This is a genomic window from Sulfurihydrogenibium sp. YO3AOP1, from assembly GCF_000020325.1.
Lineage (GTDB): Bacteria > Aquificota > Aquificia > Aquificales > Hydrogenothermaceae > Sulfurihydrogenibium.
In genome coordinates this window covers 1,159,610-1,184,257 of the sequence record NC_010730.1, presented here as the reverse complement: position 1 = coordinate 1,184,257, position 24,648 = coordinate 1,159,610, and the positions used below count along the sequence as shown (strand labels likewise).

At 31.7% G+C, this 24,648-nt stretch carries 17 protein-coding genes and 2 pseudogenes; 13 read left to right on the top strand and 6 right to left on the bottom strand.

Annotated features, from left to right (window positions below):
• Positions 1-216 precede the first annotated feature (216 nt).
• The 3 genes from SYO3AOP1_RS05855 to SYO3AOP1_RS05845 are packed head-to-tail and all read left to right on the top strand — an operon-like array spanning position 217 to position 5,568.
• Positions 217-1,392: an efflux RND transporter periplasmic adaptor subunit gene (locus SYO3AOP1_RS05855; protein ID WP_012459813.1), complete on the top strand. Its 1,176-nt coding sequence runs from the start codon at positions 217-219 to the stop codon at positions 1,390-1,392.
• Complete coding sequence (locus SYO3AOP1_RS05850; protein ID WP_012459812.1) at positions 1,392-4,496, top strand: efflux RND transporter permease subunit; 3,105 nt, start codon at positions 1,392-1,394, stop codon at positions 4,494-4,496. Before SYO3AOP1_RS05855 ends, SYO3AOP1_RS05850 begins: the two co-directional genes overlap by 1 nt.
• Entirely contained in the window at positions 4,474-5,568 is a 1,095-nt protein-coding gene (locus SYO3AOP1_RS05845; protein ID WP_012459811.1) for a TolC family protein, read from the top strand. Before SYO3AOP1_RS05850 ends, SYO3AOP1_RS05845 begins: the two co-directional genes overlap by 23 nt.
• Here SYO3AOP1_RS05845 and SYO3AOP1_RS05840 read toward each other — a convergent pair.
• Positions 5,545-6,784 (bottom strand): annotated as a pseudogene (locus SYO3AOP1_RS05840) (IS256 family transposase). The gene SYO3AOP1_RS05845 and the pseudogene SYO3AOP1_RS05840 sit on opposite strands and share 24 nt — an antisense overlap.
• A gap of 64 nt (positions 6,785-6,848) precedes the next feature.
• Here SYO3AOP1_RS05840 and SYO3AOP1_RS09360 point away from each other — a divergent pair.
• The 7 genes and pseudogenes from SYO3AOP1_RS09360 to SYO3AOP1_RS05820 all read left to right on the top strand — a co-directional run.
• Positions 6,849-7,007: pseudogene (locus tag SYO3AOP1_RS09360) on the top strand (TolC family protein); the annotation flags it as partial.
• 36 nt (positions 7,008-7,043) lie between these two features.
• On the top strand, positions 7,044-7,415 hold the full coding sequence (locus SYO3AOP1_RS05835; RefSeq protein WP_012459810.1) for a carboxymuconolactone decarboxylase family protein: 372 nt from the start codon (positions 7,044-7,046) through the stop codon (positions 7,413-7,415).
• A 113-nt stretch (positions 7,416-7,528) separates the two neighbouring features.
• Entirely contained in the window at positions 7,529-7,699 is a 171-nt protein-coding gene (locus SYO3AOP1_RS09260; RefSeq protein WP_012459809.1) for a DUF2934 domain-containing protein, read from the top strand.
• Positions 7,700-7,957: 258 nt separating this feature from the next.
• Positions 7,958-8,419 (top strand): chromate transporter, encoded by a 462-nt coding sequence (locus tag SYO3AOP1_RS09150; protein ID WP_012459808.1) that lies wholly within the window; start codon positions 7,958-7,960, stop codon positions 8,417-8,419.
• A 125-nt stretch (positions 8,420-8,544) separates the two neighbouring features.
• Positions 8,545-9,096 (top strand): chromate transporter, encoded by a 552-nt coding sequence (locus SYO3AOP1_RS09145; RefSeq protein ID WP_012459807.1) that lies wholly within the window; start codon positions 8,545-8,547, stop codon positions 9,094-9,096.
• Between the two features lie 74 nt (positions 9,097-9,170).
• A complete protein-coding gene (gene hisD / locus SYO3AOP1_RS05825; RefSeq protein WP_012459806.1) occupies positions 9,171-10,457 on the top strand; it encodes a histidinol dehydrogenase in 1,287 nt (428 codons plus the stop codon).
• Positions 10,450-11,487, top strand: coding sequence for a mechanosensitive ion channel family protein (locus SYO3AOP1_RS05820; RefSeq protein ID WP_012459805.1), 1,038 nt, complete (start codon positions 10,450-10,452; stop codon positions 11,485-11,487). Before hisD ends, SYO3AOP1_RS05820 begins: the two co-directional genes overlap by 8 nt.
• Positions 11,488-11,529: 42 nt before the next feature.
• Here SYO3AOP1_RS05820 and SYO3AOP1_RS05815 read toward each other — a convergent pair whose 3' ends face one another.
• A complete protein-coding gene (locus SYO3AOP1_RS05815; protein ID WP_012459804.1) occupies positions 11,530-12,717 on the bottom strand; it encodes an RNA-guided endonuclease TnpB family protein in 1,188 nt (395 codons plus the stop codon).
• Between the two features lie 317 nt (positions 12,718-13,034).
• Here SYO3AOP1_RS05815 and SYO3AOP1_RS05810 point away from each other — a divergent pair, with 317 nt between their 5' ends.
• The 3 genes from SYO3AOP1_RS05810 (at position 13,035) to SYO3AOP1_RS05800 (ending at position 16,428) form a co-directional block, all read left to right on the top strand.
• The gene (locus tag SYO3AOP1_RS05810; RefSeq protein ID WP_012459803.1) at positions 13,035-14,270 is read left to right on the top strand and encodes an IS256 family transposase; all 1,236 of its coding nucleotides are present in this window, start codon (positions 13,035-13,037) and stop codon (positions 14,268-14,270) included.
• Positions 14,271-14,456: 186 nt separating this feature from the next.
• Positions 14,457-15,053, top strand: coding sequence for a dephospho-CoA kinase (coaE, locus tag SYO3AOP1_RS05805; protein ID WP_012459802.1), 597 nt, complete (start codon positions 14,457-14,459; stop codon positions 15,051-15,053).
• 388 nt (positions 15,054-15,441) lie between these two features.
• Positions 15,442-16,428: an IS110 family transposase gene (locus SYO3AOP1_RS05800; protein WP_012459801.1), complete on the top strand. Its 987-nt coding sequence runs from the start codon at positions 15,442-15,444 to the stop codon at positions 16,426-16,428.
• Positions 16,429-16,696: 268 nt separating this feature from the next.
• On the opposite strand, the gene lepB is transcribed toward SYO3AOP1_RS05800, so the two are convergent.
• From lepB to lnt, 4 genes are all read right to left on the bottom strand, one after another.
• The gene (gene lepB / locus SYO3AOP1_RS05795) at positions 16,697-17,419 is read right to left on the bottom strand and encodes a signal peptidase I (RefSeq protein ID WP_012459800.1); all 723 of its coding nucleotides are present in this window, start codon (positions 17,417-17,419) and stop codon (positions 16,697-16,699) included.
• Positions 17,420-17,422: 3 nt separating this feature from the next.
• Entirely contained in the window at positions 17,423-17,965 is a 543-nt protein-coding gene (locus SYO3AOP1_RS05790; RefSeq protein ID WP_012459799.1) for a thermonuclease family protein, read from the bottom strand.
• A gap of 261 nt (positions 17,966-18,226) precedes the next feature.
• On the bottom strand, positions 18,227-22,633 hold the full coding sequence (gene gltB / locus SYO3AOP1_RS05785; RefSeq protein WP_012459798.1) for a glutamate synthase large subunit: 4,407 nt from the start codon (positions 22,631-22,633) through the stop codon (positions 18,227-18,229).
• A gap of 473 nt (positions 22,634-23,106) precedes the next feature.
• Entirely contained in the window at positions 23,107-24,648 is a 1,542-nt protein-coding gene (gene lnt / locus SYO3AOP1_RS05780) for an apolipoprotein N-acyltransferase (protein ID WP_012459797.1), read from the bottom strand.

Here is a 24,648-nt window from a genome sequence, read left to right as displayed (position 1 = left end):
AAAGAGGAGATCCTTCGGCTTACAGCCTCAGGATGACAAGAAAAAGTAAACTCATTTTACATGTACATTATACAACTTACAGGAATTTTAGAACGCCTTCATTCAAAATAACGTAAAAGAGCTACTTTTATGATTTAAGTCATATATTCAACCTTCGAATTATTTAAAAATGTTTATATAAAAAATTTTTTATAAATTAAGAATATGGAGACTAAGATGGGTAAAAGTAAAAAGATTTTTATTTTTGTAGTTTTGATAGTCATCTTAATTGCTGTTTTTTCTGTCATTAGAAAGAAACGAGAGTTGGCAAGCTTTGAAAAACCTAAAAGCTATCCGTTGGTAGTAAATACATCTAACGTAAAACAAGGAGAGCTTGAATCTTATCAAAAATTCTTAGGTGAGTTTAGACCAGAAAATGATGCTCTTGTAAGTTCAAAGTTTAGTGCAACGGTTTTATATGTTGCAAATGAAGGGACAAAGGTTAAAAAAGGAGATTTGGTTTTTAAGTTGGATTCCAGTGATATAGAATCAAACATATCAGCTTTGACGTACTCTCAAAAAGCTATTTTAGACCAAATAGATAGTGCAAAAGCTCAGATTGAAGCATCAAATACACAGTATATAAATGCCAAAAAAGAGTATGAAAGATATAAAGGGCTTTATGAAAAAGAGCTTATTTCTAAAGAACAGTTAGAAAATATGGAAAATCTATATAAACAAGCTTTGGCCAATAAAGAAAATGCTTTAAGTAAAGTAAAACAGTTAGAAGACCAAGCTAAATCTGTAGCCGGTCAAATAGAGTCTTTAAAATCTAATCTAAATTACACAGAATACAGAGCTCCTTTTGATGGAGTTGTGGCAAGTAAATTTGTTAATGTTGGAGATGTGGCTTTGGCTGGTAAGCCGGTAGTTGAGATTGTAGGAAGTGGGAAATACTTAGTTTATGTCAACGTGCCAACTGAATTAGCTTTAAAAGTAAAGAAAGGAGATGTAGAGAAAGTTAGCTATAACGGCCAGTCTGTCGATGTTGTTGTGGAAGATGTTTTACAATCTGCTCAAAATAATCTATCAATCCTAAAACTTTCTGTTTCAAATAATCCTTTCAATCTGCCTGCTCATACATTCGTTGACGTTTTTATTAAAGAAGGTAGATGTGATGGCTTTATAGTCCATGCTAATTCTGTAGTAAAAAAAATAGATGGTTATTATGTGATAGGAATAAAAGACTCAAAGGCTCATTTAGTTCCTGTTGTAGTGAAAGCTAAAACATTAACTGAGGCATGCGTTGATGGTAATTTAAGCACAATAGATAAAGTAGTTGTCGGAGATGAGTCTTTGCTACAAAGAATTTATGAAGGTCAAAAGCTTATTGAGTTTAGAGGTGAAAACTGATGCTAAAATGGTATATATCTAAACCTCACCTTATATTTTCAATTTTAATTGCTTTTGCTTTTATGGGAATTATCGGATTTTTTTCTATGCCAAGGGATTTATTTCCACCGGCTGATAGACCTCAAATAGCAGTAGTAGTTCAAGAGCCGGGAGCAACTGCAAAATACATAGCAGACCATACAGCATCTATTATTGAAAGGCAGCTTTATACTATAAGCGGTATAAGAAGAGTATATTCAACATCAAACGATGGATTTTGTACAGTTATAGCAGAATTTCATTATTCTAAGCCATTAGCAGAGGCAAAAACAGACGTAGCCAATGCTCTTAGCAAAGTCCAAAACTTACTTCCAAAGGATATATTGCCACCACAGATTTATGAAATAACATCTTACACACCACCTGTAATGGTTTTAATTGTAAGTCCTAAGAAAGATTCGCACCCGTCTTTGGAAGATGTAAGGTATATAGCAGAAAATCAGATTAAAAATGAAATACTTAGAACAAATGCAGTAGCAAATGTAGATGTTTTTGGAGGCTATACAAAAGAAGTACATATTCAAATAGACAATGCTAAGTTAAGCTCTTATGGATTATCTCCTCAGGATATAATCAATGCTATCCAAAAATCAAACAATGATATGCCACTTGGAATAATGATTAACAAAGATACACAAAACACGTTTATCTTAAAAACAGAGGCAAAAAGCTTAGATGAACTAAAAAACATTCAGATAACAAAAGATGTTAAGCTTAGCGATGTTGCAAAAGTAGAGTTTGGTATCAAACCACCTACTGCAATGTATCAAGGAAATGGAAAAGAAGGAATAGCTCTTGCAATTCAAAGACCTTACGGTGGAGCTGTTTTAAGTACAATTTCAGCAGTTGAAGAGGTTCTGCCAAAAATAAAAGCTCAATTTCCACAGTTAAATATAGATATATCAGATACACAAAAAGAGTTGGTTAAACAAAGTAATGAAAATATGCTTGAGGCTTTAAGAGATGCAATAATCTTTACATCTTTGGTAATCTTTTTATTCTTGGCAAATCTAAGAATGACTATAATCGCAGGTTTATCAATACCTTTTGTTTATTTGGCCACCATAGCCTTTATGTGGCTTTTTGGTATAGGATTTAACACAGTTTCTTTGACAGGTGTAATCTTAGCTCTTGGTATGCTTGTTGATGATGCGATAGTTATTTTAGAGAATATAGAAAGACATCTATTTGAATTAAAAAAATCGCCTGTTGAAGCTGCAATAGATGGAACAAAAGAAGTTATGCTTGTTGTTTTTGGTGGCACTGTTGCAACTGCTGCTGTCATATTTCCGATGTTATTTGTTGGAGACTTTCCAGAAAAAATATTTAGACCATTGGCAGGTACACTTTTAATTGCTATCCTTGTATCTTACGTTGTTTCAATCACTTTAATTCCAATTTTAGCAATCAAGTTTTTGAAAAATGCAGATAAAAAATCAGCTTGGGAGCTTAAAATCAATCAACTTATGCTAGCATGGCTAAATCCTTTAAAAAATATTTACACAGATTGGATAAAAACGTTGATTCACAAAAAGAAAATAAGACCTCTTGCCGTTTTACCTCTTACAGTGCTGTTTGTTATAAGTTTAAAACTTATTCCTTTTACAGGAAGAGATTTAATGCCACCGATGGATACAGGAATTGTTAAGGCAAACGTTGTTTTTAACAGTAATACATCTATTTGGCAGGTAAATCAGGAAGTTAAAAAAATTCAAGATTATATTTACTCTCTTGGAAATGTAAAAAGAGTTTCTGTCGCAATAGGAACTGAACCGGGAGTCTTAACAATCAGCGGTGGAACACCTCAAACCGCATCATTTACAATAACATTTGTCAATAGATTTGAAAGAAAAGAAACAATATGGCAGCTTGAAGACAAAATAAGGGATTATATTCACACTTTACCTAACGTAAAGTATACTGATGTCTATGACTACGGAGCAACAGCTTTATCATCAATAAAAGCAAATCTTGATACAACTTTATACTCAGATAATCTCGAAGCTTTAAATAAAACAGGAAACACAATTTTAGAGATAGCAAACAATACACCGGGGCTAAAATCAGCATCTAAAAGCTGGGACATGGATAAGATTGAGTATGAGTTTAAAATAGATAAACAAAAAACAGCTCTTTATAATACAACTCCTTACGATGTAGCTGTTCAAGTAAGTGCTGGCTTGCAAGGTCAGATCTCATCTGTTTTAACCATTCCAAATGAAACAGGATTTTTAATCAGAGTGATTCTTTCGCAAGAACAAAGAAGCTATATAGACCAGTTTAAAAGCTACTTGATAAAAACTCCAAAAGGGTTTGTACCGTTAGAAGCTCTTGGAGAGTTTACTCAAAAAGCAGAGCCGACAATAATCACAAGACAAGCTTTAGATTATACACAGGACGTTTACGGATACAGAGGCACAAATGCTATATCTCACATAATGGAAAACTTCCAGAAAGAGTTTGAAAAGTATGCAAAAACTCATCCAGGTTTTCCACTGCCTAACATAAAGATAGAGCAAACCGGAGATATCCAGCAGATGATGGATTCTATGGGAAGAATGTTTAAAGCTATTTTGATTGGATTGGTAATTTTATATTTAGTTTTAGCAGCAGTGTTTAAATCTTGGAAAGACCCTGTGGCAATTATGTTAGCAATTCCTCTTTCTGTAATAGGTGGTTCATGGTCATTACTGATTGCAGATAAACATATGTGTTTACCGGCTATTATGGGATTTATTCTCCTTGCTGGAATCATAGTTAAAAATTCAATTCTGATTATAGAGTTTATAAAAACATACAGAGAAAAAGGTTACTCTAAGGAAGAGGCTATTTTAGAAAGTGTTAACATAAGAACAAGACCAGTTATGATGACTGCATTCGGGACAGCTGTTGGTATGATACCAATTGCATTAGAATGGGCTATAGGACTTGAAAGACTTTCACCTCTTGCAGTGGTTGCTATAGGTGGTCTAATCGTTGGAACATTTTTAAGCTTAGTGTACGTGCCATTTTTCTATTACTTAATTGATAGAGGTGAAAAAAATGAAAAAACAGCTAATACTTAGTCTAATAGCAGCACCATTAATAAACGCATACAGCATAACCTTAGAAGAAACCCTCAACATTGCTGAAAAAAACGCTACAAAAATAAGGCTATCAGATAAAGATATAGAAAAAGTAGAAGCACAAATAAAAGAAGCAAAAAGTAATGTACTGCCACAAGCATCCATTACAGGCTCATACACAAGATGGGATCCAAACTATATAACAGGATTTACACCAAAAAACCAATACTCAGCAAAAGCAGGACTAACTCAAAAAATATTTGACTACCAAGTCTTTAATCTCATAAAAGTAGCAGAAAGTAATTCAGAACTACAAAAAGTAATAAAAGAAGATATAAAACAGCAAGTAAAAGACACAGCAAGAAGACTATTTCTTACATCCTTAACATACAAAGAAATAATGAAAATAAAAGAAGAAAATCTAAAATATTGGCAGGAAAACTATAAATACGTAGAAGCAAAGTACAACGTAGGACTACTTGCAAAATACGACTTTATGAGAGCATCATCACAGCTACAATCAGCAATCGCAGACTATGAAAACGCAAAAGCAAACTACGAAAAATCCATAGAAGACCTAAAAAGATTTCTAATGACAGAAAACATAACACCACCAGAAGGAAATTTAGAAAAACTAACATATAACAAAGAAATAAACATAGAAAACAACACAGCAGTAAAAGTAATAAACCAGCAAATAAAAGTAGCACAACAGCAAGTAGAATACCAAAAATCAGCAAACTATCCATCACTTTCAGCATTTTTAAACTACCAAACAAACAACCAAGTAAAATATCCATCTACATCAGAAGTATGGAAAAAAGGCTACAACCTTGGATTATCACTAAATTGGACGCTGTTTGACGGTTTTGCAAAAGATAGCAGAGTACTGCAAGCAAAGATAGATAAAACAAAAAATGAGATAACCTACCAAGATAAAATCACAGAATTAAAAACAACATTAAACAAAATATTGGCAGATATAAAAGCATTAGAACATCAGCTAAAAGCAAATGAAGAAAACTTAAAAGTAGCAAAAGGAGACTTGTCAATAATTTTGTGTCTGGATTGAAAACTTTTTATTAAACAATTGTAAAATTTCATAAGAAGCTCCTTTAAAAGCAGGTATAGGTTTTTTCCATTTTCCATTCTTTAAATTATCTCTCTGTATAAGCAGATTTATCTCAAGAATGTCTACAGATTGAAAATATCCGCCTAAATTTATTCTTACCTTTTCTATCATGCTATTAACACTTTCAACTGGATTTGTTGTGTATATGTGTTTTCTTAGATTTTCTGGATATTTTTAAAAAACATAAGTATCTCTCTTTGTTAGATTGAATATGTTTTATAAAGCTTGGATATTTAGACTTAAATCTACCGCATAAATCATCTAATTTTTCTAATCCATCTTCATAATCTAAGCTGTTTTCTTTTATGTTTTTCAGTTCTTTGTTAAATACTTGTGAATCTTCTTTATCCATCTGATTTCTAACGTTTCTTTGTAAATGGACTAAACATAGCTGATGGTCTGTATAAGGAAATAGTGTTTCTATGGCTTTTGTTATCCCAGGAAAATCATCACTTACTATAAGCATTACCCTTTTTAGTCCTCTATCTATTAAATCATTGAATACTTTTATCCAGTCTGCTTTATTTTCACTACTGAAAAATGTATAAAATCCAAATATATCTTTATTTCCTTGTAAATCTATTCCAAGAACTACATAGACAGAAGCCTTTCTGATTTTGTTTTTCTCTTTTATATCACAGTGATATGCGTCTATATACAGTACAAATGCATCCGATGGAAGCTCTCTTGTTTTAAAATCATTAAGTCTTTCTATAAGCTCTTTTTTGATTTTATCCATATGTTGTTTTGAGTAGTTTAAGCCCAAGCTTTTTAATGTAGAATCTATCTTGCTTTCTGAGTATCCATTGGATACTAAACTCATAAGAAGGTTTATGTAATCTTCATTAACTCTTTTGTAAGGGTCAGGTAATATTTGTGGTCTAAATCTACCCTTTCTATCTCTTGGGACATTTATGTTAAGCTTGAAAGAACCAGTATTTAGGCTTCTTTCATAATATCCGTTTGCTTTGTTGTCTTCATCATTTTCAAGGAAGAAATTTCTTTCCTGATTCATAATCAGTTCCACAACAGATTCTAAAAGCTTTCTTATACCTATCTTTTCTTCTTGAGTTGTTATACCGTTTGGAAAAAGTTCTTTTACTAATTCTTCGGTAGATCTGTCTAATATTTTTTCAAAGTATTCTTTCTTATCCATTACTACTCCTCCTTATAATTTTATTTAGACACAACATTATTTTAACTCCCAGCAAAAAGAAGCACTTAGATTATCAACAGAAAGATTTAAAACAAACATAGCAAACACATTAGAAGTATTAGAATCAGAAAATAACTACCAATCAGCACAGTTAACCTATCTAAACACGCTTTATAACTATAATTTAAAAATCTTTGATTTGATGAATCTTAATGGTGAGTGATAATTTATTTAAACTTTAATAAAAGGAGGAAAGAAAATGCAAAAGCCAACCGTTGACGAAATCTTAGGACTTATGGCAAAAAAATTAGGCGGTGAAGAAAAAATACCAAAAGCAATACAGTATGCAAAAACTGTTGCTCCAGAACTTGTTTACGATGTAGCTTCCAGCTCAAAAAGTAGTGTAGGTGATCCAAACTTACCTTTTGATGCTAAAACAAGTACTTTAATCTTTTTGGCTGTAGCATTAGCTATGAAAGACACAGAATGTATAAAGACACAGTTAAACGCAGCTTTAAATATGGGAGCAACAAAAGAAGAGCTTATTACTATAATCAAGATAGTAAAACATGCTGCACACTCAAGTGTTATAGGCTATGCAGAACCTATATTGGAAGCTCTATCGAAGTAAACTAAAACTGGAGTTTTCGTTTGGTCATACTCCTACAGCAACATTTAATATTTGATATTTTTAAAGTGGAAACTTAGGTTATCTATAAAAGTTTGATGATGGAGGATAAAACAATGAACAAAGAAGAATTGATTAGACAAATAGCTTATAGGATTTATCTCATAACCGGAAAAAACGATACAAGAACACTGCAAAATTGGTTAGATGCTGAAGAGATTGTTAATTTGTTTTTTGATTTTTGTAAAAAGCATAAAGAGCATTGTAATAAACAAAAAGATGAATAGTTGTAAATAGCTTTTTTCAAAAAAAATGTAGGATTGGAATATCTTAAATATACGTTGGGTGAGAAATTGGCAAAGAAATATAATTTAATTAAGAGATCCTTGAGTTCGTCTTCGGGATAACAAAAAAGTTAATTGTTAAATATTAGAGAAAATTATCTTTCTTTGTCATTCTAATCGAATCAAGAATCTCATATTTTTTTCGTTTTTTTTTCACTTAATGTATATATAATTATTACAAATAGTAAAATAAAGGATACTATGCAAGAGAAAGTCAAATTAACAACTTTATTTTTTTCTTTTTTTAAGCTTGGATTAACTGCTTATGGCGGTCCTGCTATGGTGGCGTATATTCGTAATCTTGCTGTAGAAAAAAAATGGCTTGATAATGAAGCCTTTCAAGAAAGTCTTGCTATCGTACAAACTATTCCTGGAGCAACTGCCATACAAGTTGCAGGTTTCGTTGGTCTTATTACAAGAGGAATTTTAGGAGGAATTATCAGTTTTATAGCTTTTGGATTACCGGCATTTTTTCTTATGCTTCTTTTATCATACATCTATGTAAGTATTCATAACCTTCCAGAGATTAAAACTGTTTTTTCTTTTCTTCAAGTAGTGGTCATTTCTATCGTGATTAATGCTTTAATAAGCTTCGCTAAACCTTTAATTAAATCAAAAGCAGAGACGTTTTTAGCCTTTTTTCTTTTACTCTCTATCTGTTAAAAGTAAATCCATTTTTTATAATTATTTCTTGTTTTTTACTCTCTCAAATAGTTTTTAAAGATATTTCTACTTCAAAAAGTTATGTTTCAAAAAAATTTAATGTTATTGGTATTTTAAGTATTCTTTTGGTAGTAGCTGGTGGATTACTTGTCCTTTATTTTTTAGATAAATTTTTATTTGAACTTTCTATAGTAATGATGAAAATAGACCTTTTTGCTTTTGGAGGTGGGTATGCCTCTTTGCCTTTAATGTTGCACGAAGTTGTAGATAGATTACACTGGATTGATACTAAAACTATGATGGTTGGGATTGCTTTAGGACAGCTTACACCCGGACCTATCGTTATTACAGCAACATTTATAGGCTATTTATTAAAAGGTTTCTTGGGTGCTCTTATAGCTACAATTTCAGTTTTTACTCCATCTTTTGTAATGTTAGTTTTAGCTTTTGAAATTTCTGAAAAAATTAAGAATTTACAAGTCTTTTTAAGGGCAAAAAGAGGACTTATTGCTTCTTTTTCAGGACTGCTTCTATTTACAAGTTTAAATTTTGCCAATTCTGTAGATTGGAGCTTTTTTAAACTGATTTTTGCCTTAATAAGCTTTATCGCAATATACAAAGGAGTAAACATCTTATATATTCTGATTTTTACAGTTTTAATTTCTTTTGCTTTTTAAAAGCGGTCTGTTAAATAATTTACCATCTATAACTGATATAATATTTTTCATTACATCTGTACAAGGAGAAGTTAATGAAAATCGTTGATTTGAGAGGGAGATATTTTAAAGAGGATGAAAGTCTGGAATTTCTAATAAAAAGAGGAGATATAGAGACAGAAAAATACGAACCTATTGTAAAAACTATCATAAAAGAAGTAAAAGAAAGAGGAGATGAGGCTCTTGTAGAATTTACAGAAAAGTTTGATAAAGTTAAGTTAAATCCGGAAGACCTTGTAATTCCATATGAAGAGCTTGAAAAAGCATATAATGAGATAGAAGATGATGTTAGATGGGCTTACGAAGTAGCTTATGAGAGAATTTATGAATTTCATGAAAATCAGAAAGAGAAATCTTTCTTTAAAGAAGAAGAGGGAATGATTCTTGGTCAGAAAATAACACCTTTGGAAGTAGTTGGACTATACGTTCCAGGTGGCAAGGCAGCTTATCCTTCAAGTGTAATCATGAATGCAGCTCCTGCAAGGGTAGCCGGCATTAAAGAGATTGTTATGTGTTCTCCAAATCCAAATAAATACACATTGGCAGCTGCTTTTGTATGTGGTATAGATACTGTTTATAGAATCGGTGGTGCTCAAGCAGTTGCTGCAATGGCTTATGGAACAGAAACAGTTAGAAAAGTTGATAAAATCGTTGGTCCGGGTAATATATACGTAGCTTTAGCTAAAAAGAATTTATATGGAATAGTTGACATAGACATGATAGCAGGACCTTCAGAAATTCTTGTGATAGCAGATGAAACTGCAAATTACAAATGGGTTGCAGCAGATTTACTATCTCAAGCAGAACACGACGAGCTGGCAGCATCCATACTTGTTACAACGTCAGAAGACCTTGCAAAGAAAGTAAAAGAGTATTTATATACAGAACTATTAAAAGATTTTCCAAGAAAAGAAATAGCAGAAAAATCTTTAAATGTATATGGACATGCTTTTATTGTAGAAGATTTAGATACTGCTTGCGAAGTTTCAAACTATATTGCCCCTGAACACTTAGAAATCATAACAAAAAATCCGTTTGATTTACTTAACAAAATATATCATGCTGGAGCAATATTCCTTGGAGAGTATGCAACAGAACCACTTGGGGACTACATCCTTGGACCAAATCACGTATTACCTACTTCAAGAGCAGCAAGATTTTCATCTCCCCTTGGAGTTTATGACTTTATAAAAAGAAGCTCTGTAATATATGTATCAAAAGAAGGCTTTGACAGAGTAGCAAAACATGCTATTAATATGGCTAAGTCCGAGGGTCTTGAAGCTCACAAATTAAGTGTTGAGATAAGAAAAAATAATGAATAATTTATTGAACGATTATAAAGAGCTGATATTATTCGTTGGCTCTTTTGTTGTTTTATACATTTTAAGGCTTACAGCTTTAAGATTTTTAAAGGCATTTAGAAATAGATTTGAAGGTCTATCGTATAATATTTTAAATACTATCTATAAAAGCATAAAAATTCCATCCTTAATTTGGGTAATTTTACTTTCTGCACATGCAACGGTCTATCTCTCAAGATTGCCCCAAAATCAGATAAATCTAATAACAAAAGTAATAGACGTGTTATTGATATTCTCAATTACAATACTGATTGCGAACCTTTCCACAAGAATCGTTAAACTTTATTTACAAAATAAAAATCTTCCAGAGACAGGGCTAATATTTATCCTACTTCAAGTTTTTATCTATTTGATTGGAATATTAATGATGCTGTCTTATTTTGGTATCTCTATAATGCCAATTATTACAACGCTTGGAATAGGTGGTCTTGCAATAGGTTTAGCTCTAAAAGATACACTATCAAACATTTTTTCAGGTCTTTATATACTGCTTGAGAAAAATATAAAGGTTGGTGATTTTATAGAGCTTGAAAATGGTAAAAAAGGTTATGTTATGAACATTAACTGGCGAACTACAACAATAAAAACTTTATCTAACGATGTTGTAATCCTTCCTAACGAAAAGCTTGCTCAAAGCATCATTGTTAATTTTGCAAAGCCTGTAGAACTTACAAGAGTAGCTATAGAGATTCCTGTTAGTTATTATACAGATATAGAAAAGTTTGAAAAAATAGTAATGGAAGAAGTTTATAACTTAGCAAAAGAAAATGATAAATTGTTACTTGACCCTGTTCCAGTACTTAGATTTATTCCTGGCTTTAAAGATAGTTCTTTAAACTTTACGCTTTATTTTTATGCAGCAAATTATGAAGATAGTTTTTTAGTTCAAAGCGAGCTTAGAAAGAGAATATTTAAAAGATTAAAAAAGGAAGGTATAGAAATTCCATATCCACAATTAGACGTGCATATTAAAGAGTTCCCCTCTGTATAGACAAATATTCCATGTATGGAAAAAATATTTGTTTATACACACCTAACTTGGCGTTAGGTTCTGACAAGGGTTTAAAATGCTATCAAGATAATCCTTAAAGTATGGATTACCTTTGATAACATCCAAGGGAGGACTCTTACACCCTTTGTGTCTCTCAAGATACCTTTCTATCAGTATCTTGAGGACTTGCTTTTTTGTCAGATATAAACTCCCAAGAGAACTTCTCTTGAGAATATTCTTAGCTCCATTTACTTGTGCATTTGTTTTATTTCCACATACTTTACATTCAAATTCTTGAGTATCTTTTCTATTCTTTTTATCTATATATCCACAAGAGCTACATTCTTGACTTGTATAAGCTGGATTTATTTCTATTATTTCAATTCCATAAAGCTGTTGCAATCTCTCTAATTTTTGTTTTATATATCTCTTTCCAAAATTTTGTATCATTCTGTTTAGTCTCTTAGAAAGCTCAGGGCTTCTAAAATCTAATCTCTCTATAATGATTCTTTTTGGCTTATAAGTTTCTACAATAACGTTTATCAGTCTATTTATCTCATTTTTCAGATAATCTCTTAAGTTATCTCTATATTTTCTGTATTTCTTATCATCTCTTGGTTTTATCTTTCTCTTTTGCAAACTTGCCATTCTTTTTGTTATTTTCTTATCAAAAGCTTTCAAAGTATCAAAGAAATTTCTACCAAATAAATCTCCCTTATCTGTTGCAAATAACGGTCTTAATCCTAAGTCAATTGCTATCTCATCTGTAGCAGGTATGTATTCTTTTTTCTTTAACTGTTTTATTATTCTAAATTCTATCTTTCCATCATTTTCAACTACTTGACAGTAATTTAAAAATTTTCCTTCTAACTTTTCTGCATATGTATTTGCTTTAAGTGGTATGCATACCGGTTTTCCTTTCTCTAATGTAGATATCTTTAACCAATAATCAAAACTCTTAGCACCATCTTTTTCCTTTTTACTTATTTCTGTTACTTTACCGTCCAAATGCATTGAAATATTATCAAATCTTGGTCTTCTATTTTTACCAAGCAGATGTTTAAATATTTTCTTTGCTAATTTTCTATGAAACTCTGAAACTTTAACCTTTCTCTTCTTGTCTTTCTCATATACTTCTATCTCATCTTTATCGTATATAAGCCAACCCTTTACATTATTCAATGCAAGCAGTATTAATTTGTCTTCTTTGTTTAAACTTGAATTAAACACAACATTAGCAAACTGATATTGAATATTTGCTATATAGCTACTTAAAACATCGTAAGTCTGCCATAAGCATACATACTTATAACGTTCCGATAGGTAACTTGGAATATGCTTGATGTTTATTTTCTTTTTGTGAGGGAGATTACCTGCTATAAAGAAGATATCCCATAGAAACTTAGATATATCCTTAGCAGTTTTCCTATATTCTTTGAGAGTATTTTTGACTTTCTCTATTTTGCTCTTATTTGCGTAATTTATAAATAGATAAGAGGGAGTTAAAATAATGTTGTGTCTAAATAAAATTATAAGGAGGAGTAGTAATGGATAAGAAAGAATACTTTGAAAAAATATTAGACAGATCTACCGAAGAATTAGTAAAAGAACTTTTCCCAAACGGTATAACAACCAAAGAAAAGATAGGTATAAGAAAGCTTTTAGAATCTGTTGTAGAACTGGTCATGAATCAGGAAAGAAATTTCTTCCTTGAAAATGATGAAGATAACAAAGCAAATGGGTATTATGAAAGAAGCCTAAATACTGGTTCTTTCAAGCTTAACATAAATGTCCCAAGAGATAGAAAGGGTAAATTTAGACCACAAATATTACCTGACCCTTATAAAAGAGTTAATGAAGATTATATAGACCTTCTTATGAGTTTGGTATCCAATGGATACTCAGAAAGCAAGATAGATTCTACATTAAAAAGCTTGGGCTTAAACTACTCAAAACAACATATGGATAAAATCAAAAAAGAGCTTATAGAAAGACTTAATGATTTTAAAACAAGAGAGCTTCCATCGGATGCATTTGTACTGTATATAGACGCATATCACTGTGATATAAAAGAGAAAAACAAAATCAGAAAGGCTTCTGTCTATGTAGTTCTTGGAATAGATTTACAAGGAAATAAAGATATATTTGGATTTTACACATTTTTCAGTAGTGAAAACAAAGCAGACTGGATAAAAGTATTCAATGATTTAATAGATAGAGGACTAAAAAGGGTAATGCTTATAGTAAGTGATGATTTTCCTGGGATAACAAAAGCCATAGAAACACTATTTCCTTATACAGACCATCAGCTATGTTTAGTCCATTTACAAAGAAACGTTAGAAATCAGATGGATAAAGAAGATTCACAAGTATTTAACAAAGAATTAAAAAACATAAAAGAAAACAGCTTAGATTATGAAGATGGATTAGAAAAATTAGATGATTTATGTAGTAGATTTAAATCTAAATATCCAAGCTTTATAAAACATATTCAATCTAACAAAGAGAGATACTTATGTTTTTTAAAATATCCAGAAAATCTAAGAAAGCACATATACACAACAAATCCAGTTGAAAGTGTTAATAGCATGATAGAGAAAGTAAGAATAAATTTAGGCGGATATTTTCAATCTGTAGACATTCTTGAGATAAATCTGCTTATACAGAGAGATAATTTAAAGAATGGAAAATGGAAAAAACCTATACCTGCTTTTAAAGGAGCTTCTTATGAAATTTTACAATTGTTTAATAAAAAGTTTTCAATCCAGACACAAAATTATTGATAAGTCTCAGATAAGAGCCAAATATTCTATCTTCTGATGTTTTTTCTTTTATTTTACCACTCATTTCTTGATTACCGTGATAGCTTTATGGTAATATTATAAAACAAAAGTATAAATTTGCCAGTAGAAAAATATAAAAGAGTATTGAGTTAGAGACTGGTTAATAGACATAAAAAAGGATTCTCTATGAAAGTAATAGGTCTTACAGGTGGAATAGCAACAGGTAAATCAACTGTAGAAAGAATCTTAGAAAATCTTGGTGCAAAGGTAATAGATGCAGACAAAGTTGTTCATAAACTGTTAAATGATGAGAATGTTAAAAACGAGATTAGGCAATATTTTCCTGATGCTTTTGATAATGAAGGAAACATAGATAGAAAAAAGTTGGCAGGTATTGTGTTTAATGATTATGAAAAAAAGAAAATTCTTGAAAATATACTACATCCAAAAGTTAATCAAGAGATTGATAGGTGGATAGAAATCAATAAAAAAGAAAATTCAGATGAAGTTTTATTCGTATCTGTACCGCTTATGATAGAAACAGGAAGTTATAAAAAGTATGATAAGGTTGTTTTAGTCTATGCACCAAGAGAACTTCAAATAAAAAGATTAATAGAAAATAAAGGCTATTCTTACGAAGAAGCTTTAGCAAGAATCAACGCACAGATGGATATAGAAGAAAAAAGAAAGTATGCAGACTACATAATAGAAAATACTGGCACCACCCAAGAACTTGAAGAAAAAGTAAAACAGCTGTATGAGATTTTATTAAAAGATTGTTGATTTTGAATGATAATTTATACGTCGGTTGAGAAATTCAACAAAAGTAAGAGATTCTTCGCTCCGGCTCAGAATGACAAATAAGGTTACCCTTTCTATGATGCCTATCAATCAAGCTTTAGCTGTCATCGTATATTAAATATACCAAAAATTTTTTAAACTATAAGAGAATAAGTTTTATAATAATTATAGACATGGGAGAAAAAAAGAAGGACAGATCAAGTTTCTGTCATTGGTCTTTTAAGACCGATCAGGATGTTTTAGACTGTCCTTCCTCTACTTCCTAAAACCTGAATCAGAACATTAGGCTTTTAAGCCTGTATTTAACTACGATGATAGGTTATCAGGAAGTTTCTTTCATGTCAAGTATTTTATGAAAGGAGGTACTATTATGAACAGCTACAAAATTGTTATAGGAGTTGATGTATCTAAAAACTCATTCACTGCTACAGTTTTGTATGATAACAAGAAAGAAACTTTTGAAGTTAAATCTGACCCGGTAGAGTTTGAAATGAAAGTAAAGCCTTACCTTAAGAAGTTTAAAAAGTCAGATATGCTTATCATAATGGAACATACGGGAGTTTACCATTTAAAGCTTGCTAATTATCTGTATGAAAATGGTTATAAAGTAGCAGTAGTAAATCCATTTTCAATAAAGAAATTTATGGAAGCTAAAATGACAAGAGTTAAAACAGATAAAGCTGATTCATTCTTTATTGCAGAATATGGAAGAACGTTTTTCGATGGAGAGCTTTATAAACCAAAATCAGATGTAGAAAAAGAAATAGAAGTAAAACTAAAGATATTGGAAGACCTACAACAGCAGCTTACAATGCTAAGAAACAAAAGAGAATCATTAACCTATGTACCAATGAAAAAATTGAAAGAGAATTTAGAATATTACGATGAGCTAATTAGAAAAATAGAAAAAAACATAAAAGAACTTGAGAAAGAGATAAAAGAATTGTCTAAGAAGAATTATCAAGAGGAATACAAACTTTTAAAAAGCATACCTGGTATAAGTGATAGGACTATAGGAATGATAATATCAGTATATGGAAATTTTGAAAGATTTAAGAGTGTAAAAGATGCATCAAGTTTTATAGGAATTAATCCAAGCCCATATGAAAGTGCAGCATGTGTAAAGAAAAGTGTCCGGATAAAAAAGATGGGAAATCCATATGCAAGAAAGATATTATACATGGCAGCATTATCAGCAATAAGGTTTAACAAATACTGCAGAGAATTATACGAAAGATTAGTAAGTAAAGGTAAGGCTAAAAAGTTAGCATTAGTGGCTGTAGCACATAAGTTATTAAGGCAAGCATATGGTGTATTAAAAAGCAGAAGACCATTTGATGAAAATTTTTGCACTTGACATTTAACATAGAACATCCTGAGGACGTAAGTCCGAAGGATCTCCTATTTTAAAGAAGATGAGAAAGTGAATAAGTGAGAAGTTCAAAGGACTGAAATTCTTTGTTGTAGCTGCAGAATAACAAAGTAGGATCATAAAAGAACGGAGATTCTTCACCGGCTGCAGAATGACGATAAAAAAGATTAATTAATTTTTAGACTTGGTTAAAATTTTAAAGCATCCTAAAATAAAATATGGTTTTTATACTACTAAACCTTCACTAAACCTTCTAATAAATAACCTTTCCTAATCTATCAAATCTTATAGTTGGCTTCTTTAAATCTATAGAGAAGTAAATCACAAAAGCTTGACCTATTACATAATCATCCGGTACGAAGCCCCAAAATCTACTGTCTTTTGAGTTATCTCTATTATCTCCCATTACAAAATAACTGTTTGGTGGCACTTGAATAGGTCCAAAATCTGGTCCTATACCGTCTTCTATTTCCATAATAGTATACGAGTATGGTTTACCATTACTTCTATAAGTTGTCTCTATGTATTTTTTTACTTTTTCATTTTCTTCTTCATAAAATCCAGCCGGCTCTCTTTTTAAAGGCTTTCCATTTAAATAAACGATATCATTCTTAACTTCTACTATATCGCCCGGAAGTGCAATTACTCTTTTTATAAAGTCTATAGAAGGGTCTTCTGGATATTTAAATACAATAACATCTCCCCTATCTATCTTTGCAAGTCTATTGTTGTGATGGTAAAAAGTAATATTAGTAAACGGAATTCCAATATCCCAGTTACCATAGACTAATTTATTAACCAGAATAAAGTCTCCTATGAGCAAACTTGGTTTCATTGAGCCGGAAGGAATATTAAAAGCCTGAACAAGAAAAACTCTAACAAGTGATACAACAACGAATATAAAAACTATAGTTTCGATAAAGTGTTTTATAGATTGTTTTTTTTGAGTATTATCTAATTTTTTATCCTGCTGCACCATTCACTCCTTCCACAAGCCTAATCCTTTTTCTCTTGCCTCTTGATAGCATTTTTTGAATTCTTCTTGATATTTAACATTTGGCGGTACAGTTAATGGCATAGCATAACCATTGCATATAATTTCTTTATTTAACATCCTTCCATCTCTTAAGTATACATATGCAAGCAACCTGCCATATTTATCTCTTTGCTGAACATCAAACTCTAAATAAACTTTATCTCCTGGTTTTACTAACGACTTTGTAAACTCCTTTGCTTTTTGACCAAGCTCTATAACTTTTTCAGCATCGCCCAAATTTCTTTCTTGAATTTCAACCCTATGGTTCATCCTACTTTCCGGTGTATCAATTCCGATTAATCTCACATGCCCTTTTTGACCGTTAAATATTACTACAATTGTATCGCCATCTATCACATGATTAACAGTAGCCTCCGGAAGGTTTAAAGTTTTAGAGTTATCTTTTCTATTAGAACCTCCACAAGAAAACTGAAAACTTATTAACAATGCTAAGAGTAAAACTAAATAATGCTTAGCTAATTTCATTAACTCCTCCATTCTTTAAATAAAACAAATACGTCGGATGAGAAACTGGGTAAAATTAGGAGATTCTTCGCTTCGCTCAGAATGACAAATAAGGCTACCCTTTCTTTGATGTTTATCAACAAACCTTTCTCTGTCATCCTGAGGACGCAAGTCCGAAGGATCTCCTTTACAAACTCTATAAAAACCACTAATTTCTCACCCCAAGGTATATTTTAAAATTTTAAAATGAACCAAGCAAGTAAGATAAAAACTCATTATCTCTCACTTTCCTACAACTGCTTCATCTGTGTCTAATGCAGGTTTTTTAGATTCTAACGCTACAACTTTAACAAAGTTATTAATTTCTTCTTTAAAATTGTCTAATATATATTTAGCTATTTTGCTTTCTGTATAGGCAACATGTTTTAATAGGAGTTTGTTTATCTCTTCTATGTCTTCCTCTTCGAGTGCTTCAGTTTTTACATATGATTTATTGATTTTTCTATCTACTTCACCTTCTGGATCGTAGATGTAAGCTGTTCCGCCGGTCATACCAGCTCCAAAGTTTATGCCTATTTTCCCAAGTATTAAAACTGTTCCTTCTGTCATGTATTCGCAGCCATGGTCTCCAACACCTTCAACTACTGCCGTAGCTCCGCTGTTTCTTACTGCAAATCTTTCTCCGACCATTCCGGAGATATAAACTTGACCGCCTGTAGCTCCATAAAGTATTGTGTTGCCGGCAATTACATTTTTATGACTTTCGCCTTTGAATTCTTTTGGTGGCTTGATTATGATTACTCCACCGGCCATTCCTTTACCTACATAATCGTTTGCCTGTCCTGTTAAAAACAAAATCATTCCTGGAACGCAGAATGCACCAAAGCTTTGCCCTGCAGTTCCTCTTAAATTAAGCTCTAATTTACCTGTTCTTAATCCTCTATCTCCGTATCTCTTTACGATTTCATGGGCTATTCTTGTTCCAAATGACCTGTAAGTATTTCTCAAAACATAAAAACCTGAGAAGTTTTCATCTTTTTCAATCGCAGGAAGTATATCTTTCAATACTTCTAAGTCAAATGGTTGTTTTGACTGTGGTATTGGATTAGAGTCTTGAATACACTTGATTGGTTTGGAAAAGTCTGGTTTTTGTAATACATAATCTAATTTCAATTTTTTAGCTTTATAATGGTCTGTTGGTATAGCTGGTTTTAACAGGTCTACTCTTCCGATGATTTCGTCTAAGCTTTTATATCCCATATCTGCAAGATACTGTCTAACTTCTTGTGCAACAAATTTTAAGTAGTTGATAATATGCTCTGGCTTTCCTGGGAATTTTTCTCTAAGTCTTTTATCCTGCGTTGTTATTCCAACAGGACATGTATTTAAATGACATTGTCTTGCCATTACGCATCCTTCAGCTATCATTAAAGCGGTTCCAAATCCAAATTCTTCCGCTCCAAGTAATGCTCCTATGATAATATCTCTACCTGTTTTGATTCCACCGTCTACTCTTAACTTGACCCTTCCTCTTAAATCATTATCTATTAAGGCTCTATGGACTTCCGGAAGTCCGAGTTCCCAAATTGTTCCAGCATGCTTTATGGATACTAACGGAGATGCTCCAGTTCCACCATCATGTCCGGAGATATGGATAATATCAGCAAATGCTTTTGCTACTCCGGAACCTACAACACCAATTCCACTTTCTGATACCAGTTTTACGATTATCTTAGCTCTTGGATTTATCATTTTTAAGTCATAAATTAGCTGTGCTAAATCTTCTATTGAGTAAATATCATGATGTGGTGGTGGAGATATTAGAGTTGTTCCGGGTCTTGCATGTCTTAAAAATGCAATGTATACATCAACCTTTTTACCCGGTAGCTGTCCGCCTTCTCCCGGTTTTGCACCTTGGGCTATTTTTATTTCTATCTCTTCAGCTGAATTTAAATATTCTGGTGTTACTCCAAACCTTCCTGATGCAACCTGTTTGATTTTACTATTTTTTATAGTTCCATACCTTGCTGGGTCTTCACCACCTTCACCGGAGTTTGATTTACCACCAATAGAGTTTAAAGCTTCTGCTATGGTTTCGTGAGCTTCTCTACTTAAAGCTCCGACAGACATTCCAGCACCGATAAATCTTTTCATTATACTTTCTATTGGTTCTACTTCTTCTATCGGAATTGGTGGTCTATCTGATGTTATTTCAAGTAAATCTCTTAGCTCTACCGGTTTTTCTGCATAAGCATATTCTGTAAATGCTTTATATTCATCAAGCTTAATCTGTCTTACTGCCCTATGTAGAGAAGTTAAAGCTTTTGGATTCCAAGAGTGGAACTCTCCACCTTCTCTTCTATGTCTGTATTCTCCACCTACTGGAAGTTCTGTAAGCTCTCCTGAGAATGCTTTATTAAATCTTGCTAAGGTTTCCCTTGCTATCTCTACAAATCCTATTCCATCAAGCTTAGAAATTGTTCCCGGAAAACATTTATCTATGACTTCCTGAGAAATACCAAGAGCTTCAAATAAACCAGCAGACCTATAACTTTTTATTGTAGCAATTCCCATTTTAGACATTATCTTTAAAAGACCTTCATTAACAGCTTTTTTATAATTCTTTACCGCTTCTTCAAAAGATATTTCAAGCTTACTATCTTCTTCAACAAGATTTCTTATTACCTGTACAGCCATGTATGGATTTACAAGAGTAGCACCATATCCTATTAAGAAAGCTATGCTGTGAGTATCTCTAACCTCTCCTGAATCTGCTATTATGCTAAATTTACTTCTTTTACCTTTTCTTGACATATAAGCATTAACAGCTCCAACAGCAAGACCCATAGGAATTGGAGCACCTTCAATAGATACATCTCTATCTGATAAGATTATAATTTCCTTTCCATTATCTACCGCTTCTTCAACTCTTTGGCAAATCTCATCTAAAGCTGGTTCTAACGCAGTATCGTAAGGTGGGAATATAGTTGGAATTATTTGGATTTTTTCTGGATATGTCTGTATAAGCTCTTGCATTTCGTTGTCAAAAATAATTGGTGAATCAAAAACAATCTGTTTTGCATGCTGTGGTGTCTCAAGTAAAAAGTTTTCTTTTTTTCCTACGTATGTCTTTAAAGACATAACGGCTTTTTCTCTGATTGGGTCTATCGGTGGGTTTGTAACCTGTGCAAATCTTTGTTTAAAGTAAGAGGCAAGCATTTTAGGTCTTCTTGATAAAACAGATATAGGCGTGTCATTACCCATTGAGTAGATAGGCTCTGTTCCTTTAAGAGCCATTTCTTTAACAACCATGTTTATCTCATCTTTATCATATCCAAAAGTAATTAACTCTTTTAATACATCTTTTCTTTCTACTTCCGGACCATCCTTAGCCGGTATAAACGGAGTAATATTTTCTTCCACCCATTCTTTGTATTTTTTATTTTTTACAAGTAGGTCTATAATCTCTTCTGAGAAATAGATCTTTCCTGATTCTAAATCAAGAGCTATTTTATCTCCCGGACCTAATCTTCCTTTTAATTTTACTTCTTCTTCCGGAAATTCTATAACTCCAACTTCAGAAGCCATAAGTATAGTGTCTTCTGTAATTATGTACCTTGCCGGTCTTAGACCGTTTCTGTCTAACTTTCCACCTATGATTTTTCCATCTGTAAATGCTATAGCTGCAGGACCATCCCAGCTTTCAAAAATACATGCAAAATATTCATAGAATGCTCTTTCTTCCGGTGTTAATCTTGTATCGTTTTCCCATGCTCTTGGAACTAATACATTAATTGCAGTCAAAATGTCTTTTCCAGAATGGACTAAAAATTCTACTGCATTGTCAAGAGATGCAGAGTCGCTGTCAGTATCGTTTGTAATTGGCAAAATATACTCGGCAAGGTCTCCCCATACTTCTCTAATGTCTTGATATTTAGCTTTTAGCCAGTTTCTGTTTGCTGAAATAGTGTTTATTTCCCCATTATGGGCAAGTATTCTGAAAGGATGAGCAAGCTTCCAGTTAGGAAATGTGTTAGTTGAATATCTTTGATGGAATATTGCAAAAGCTGTTTCGTAATCTTCATCTTGTAAATCATAGTAAAAATCTCTCAATTTTGGAGCTGTGATAAGTCCTTTATAAACTATTGTTCTTGAAGATAGAGAAGGAATATAAAAATCTTTGTAATCGGGATTATCAGCAAGCTTTTCAAGTTTTTTTCTTAAAATAAATAATTCCCTTTCAAAATTATCAACTTTTATACCTTCTTTTGATATAAAAGCTTGATAGATTGTTGGCTGCGTTCTCTTTGCAATCTCTCCGATTTCAGCTTCGTTTATTGGAACTTCTCTCCAAGTCAAAAACTTAAATCTTTGATTTATTATATCCTCAATTTCTTTCTTTATAGATTCTTCTTTACCCTTTGGCAAGAAAAACATACCAACTGCCAAATCTTCAACCGATGGAGCTTTTATATTTAATTTTAATAATTGTTTTTCAAAAAACTTATATGGAATCTGTGTTAAAATTCCTGCTCCGTCTCCTGTTTTACCATCGGCACTTACAGCACCTCTATGGTCTAAATTCGCAAGAGATTCAAGAGCATTATGAAGAATTTTATGAGATTTTATACCTTTGATATTTGCGATAAATCCAACTCCGCAAGCGTCTTTTTCTAAAATTTCAGACAATTCTACCACCTCTAAGTTTTCTGGTAAATAAATATTTTATTATAAAATTCAAAACTTTGCTTGATAAATTCAATGTGAGATGTGAAAAGGTAAGAAAGTGAGATTGATGGATGTTGGGGCAATTCATGAATTGCCCGTACTTAAAAAAATATGAGGTGTGAAAGATTATTGTTAAGATGTCTATTTAATTTTTACCCATTACTGTTCAAACATTATGAGAATTTAAATCTGAAATATTTCCTTTTTAAATTTTATAAAATATGTCGGGTGAAGAATTTAATAAAAGTAGGAGATTTTTCGCTTGGCTACAGAATGACATCTAAGGTTATCCTTCCTTTAATGCTTATCATTCAACCTTTTGTTGTCATCCTGAGGACGTAAGTCCGAAGGATCTTAATTTTAAATTCTATAAAAATCACTAATTTCTCGCCAAGGCATTTTGATAATTAATATAAGCTAAAAATATTAACTTCTTATTTTTCACTTCTTGCCTTATAAAACTCTAACAATCCTAAAACTAAGCCAAACAAAACCATATATCCAATTAAAATAAAAATCCTATTTTGATTGAAAAAAGACCTACCATCTGTAAGATAAACATAATCAGTAAGCACACCTTCAGTGTTTAGGTTTAACTTACTTTTTATCTTTCCAACAGGATTTATTACCGCACTAATACCGGTGTTAGCAGCTCTAATAAGATAAACATTATTTTCAATAGCCCTAATTCTTGCCATTTCAAAATGCTGGTAAGGGGCAGAAGTCTTTCCAAACCATCCGTCATTTGTAATATTTACAATTACATTCCCACCTTTATTTACAAAACTTGAAACATATTCAGGAAAGATAGACTCAAAGCAAATGAGAGATACTATCTTCATTGGTTTTTTATTATTCTTTTGAAAAGTAAGCAATTTTTGACCCTCGCCCGGAGAAAAATCAATTCCTTTCATATACTCAAAAATCTCTTCAAGAAATTTAAATCTGATTGGTGAATATTCAGCAAAGGGTACTATCTTTATCTTTGAATAATAATCTACATACTTTCCGTTTTCATCTACTAAGAATAATGAATTGTAAACTTTTTCTATCTCTAAGTTTTTATTAAGAATCACGTTATCAAAACCAGAAAGAAATGGAATCCTAATTTTTTCAAACTCTTTAAAAAAATACTCTTTTTTATCATTGTCAATAAATGGAAAGAAAGGTAGCGCAGATTCTGGAAGAATGACTAAATCTGGGTTGTCTTTTTTTGCTTTTTCAAATAAATATATATATTTATTTAAAACGACCATGTCATTTTCTGTATTTCTTTCAATCTTTAGCGTCTCGTCTATATTACCTTGTAAGATTGATACTTTATAAGACTCTCCTTTGTCAGCATAGCTTTCAATTCTGCTTTGCCCCCAATGAAATATAGAAATGAATAATGCTATATTTAGTAAATTTAATATGATCCATCTAAAATGTTGATTTGAAAACATCATGTAGAAAGAAACAGAAAAATACAATACTAAAAAAGAAAGTCCATAGATGCTAAAAAGTGACGATATTTGTGCAATTTGATTTATGTATGAAAGCATGTATCCGTTTAAATTCCAAGGAAAGCCTGTAAATGGAAAATACTCCCGGACTACTTCTAAAAGTACTATTAGAAATGGTGATATAAAAAAGCCTTTGTAATTGTATCTTTTATAAAACAGTTTTAACAAGATAGAAAAAAGAACAAAAGCATATAAGCTGTAAGCAGTGATAAATAATAAGAACAGTCCGGAAGAAAGGTATAAATTAATCTTTCCGTAATAATGAATGGCGTATATTATCCAGTAAAAAGAAATTCCAGAAAAAACAAGTCCTGCGATAAACGAGTATAGAATTAGTCTTTTGGTATCATTTTTTTCTATCAAATAAAACAAAAGTCCATAGCCAACCAAAAAAGCAAATGGAATATAATAATTTGGCAAGGATATTGCTAAAGTTAAACCAGATATAACTGATAAAACAATATAAAGCAT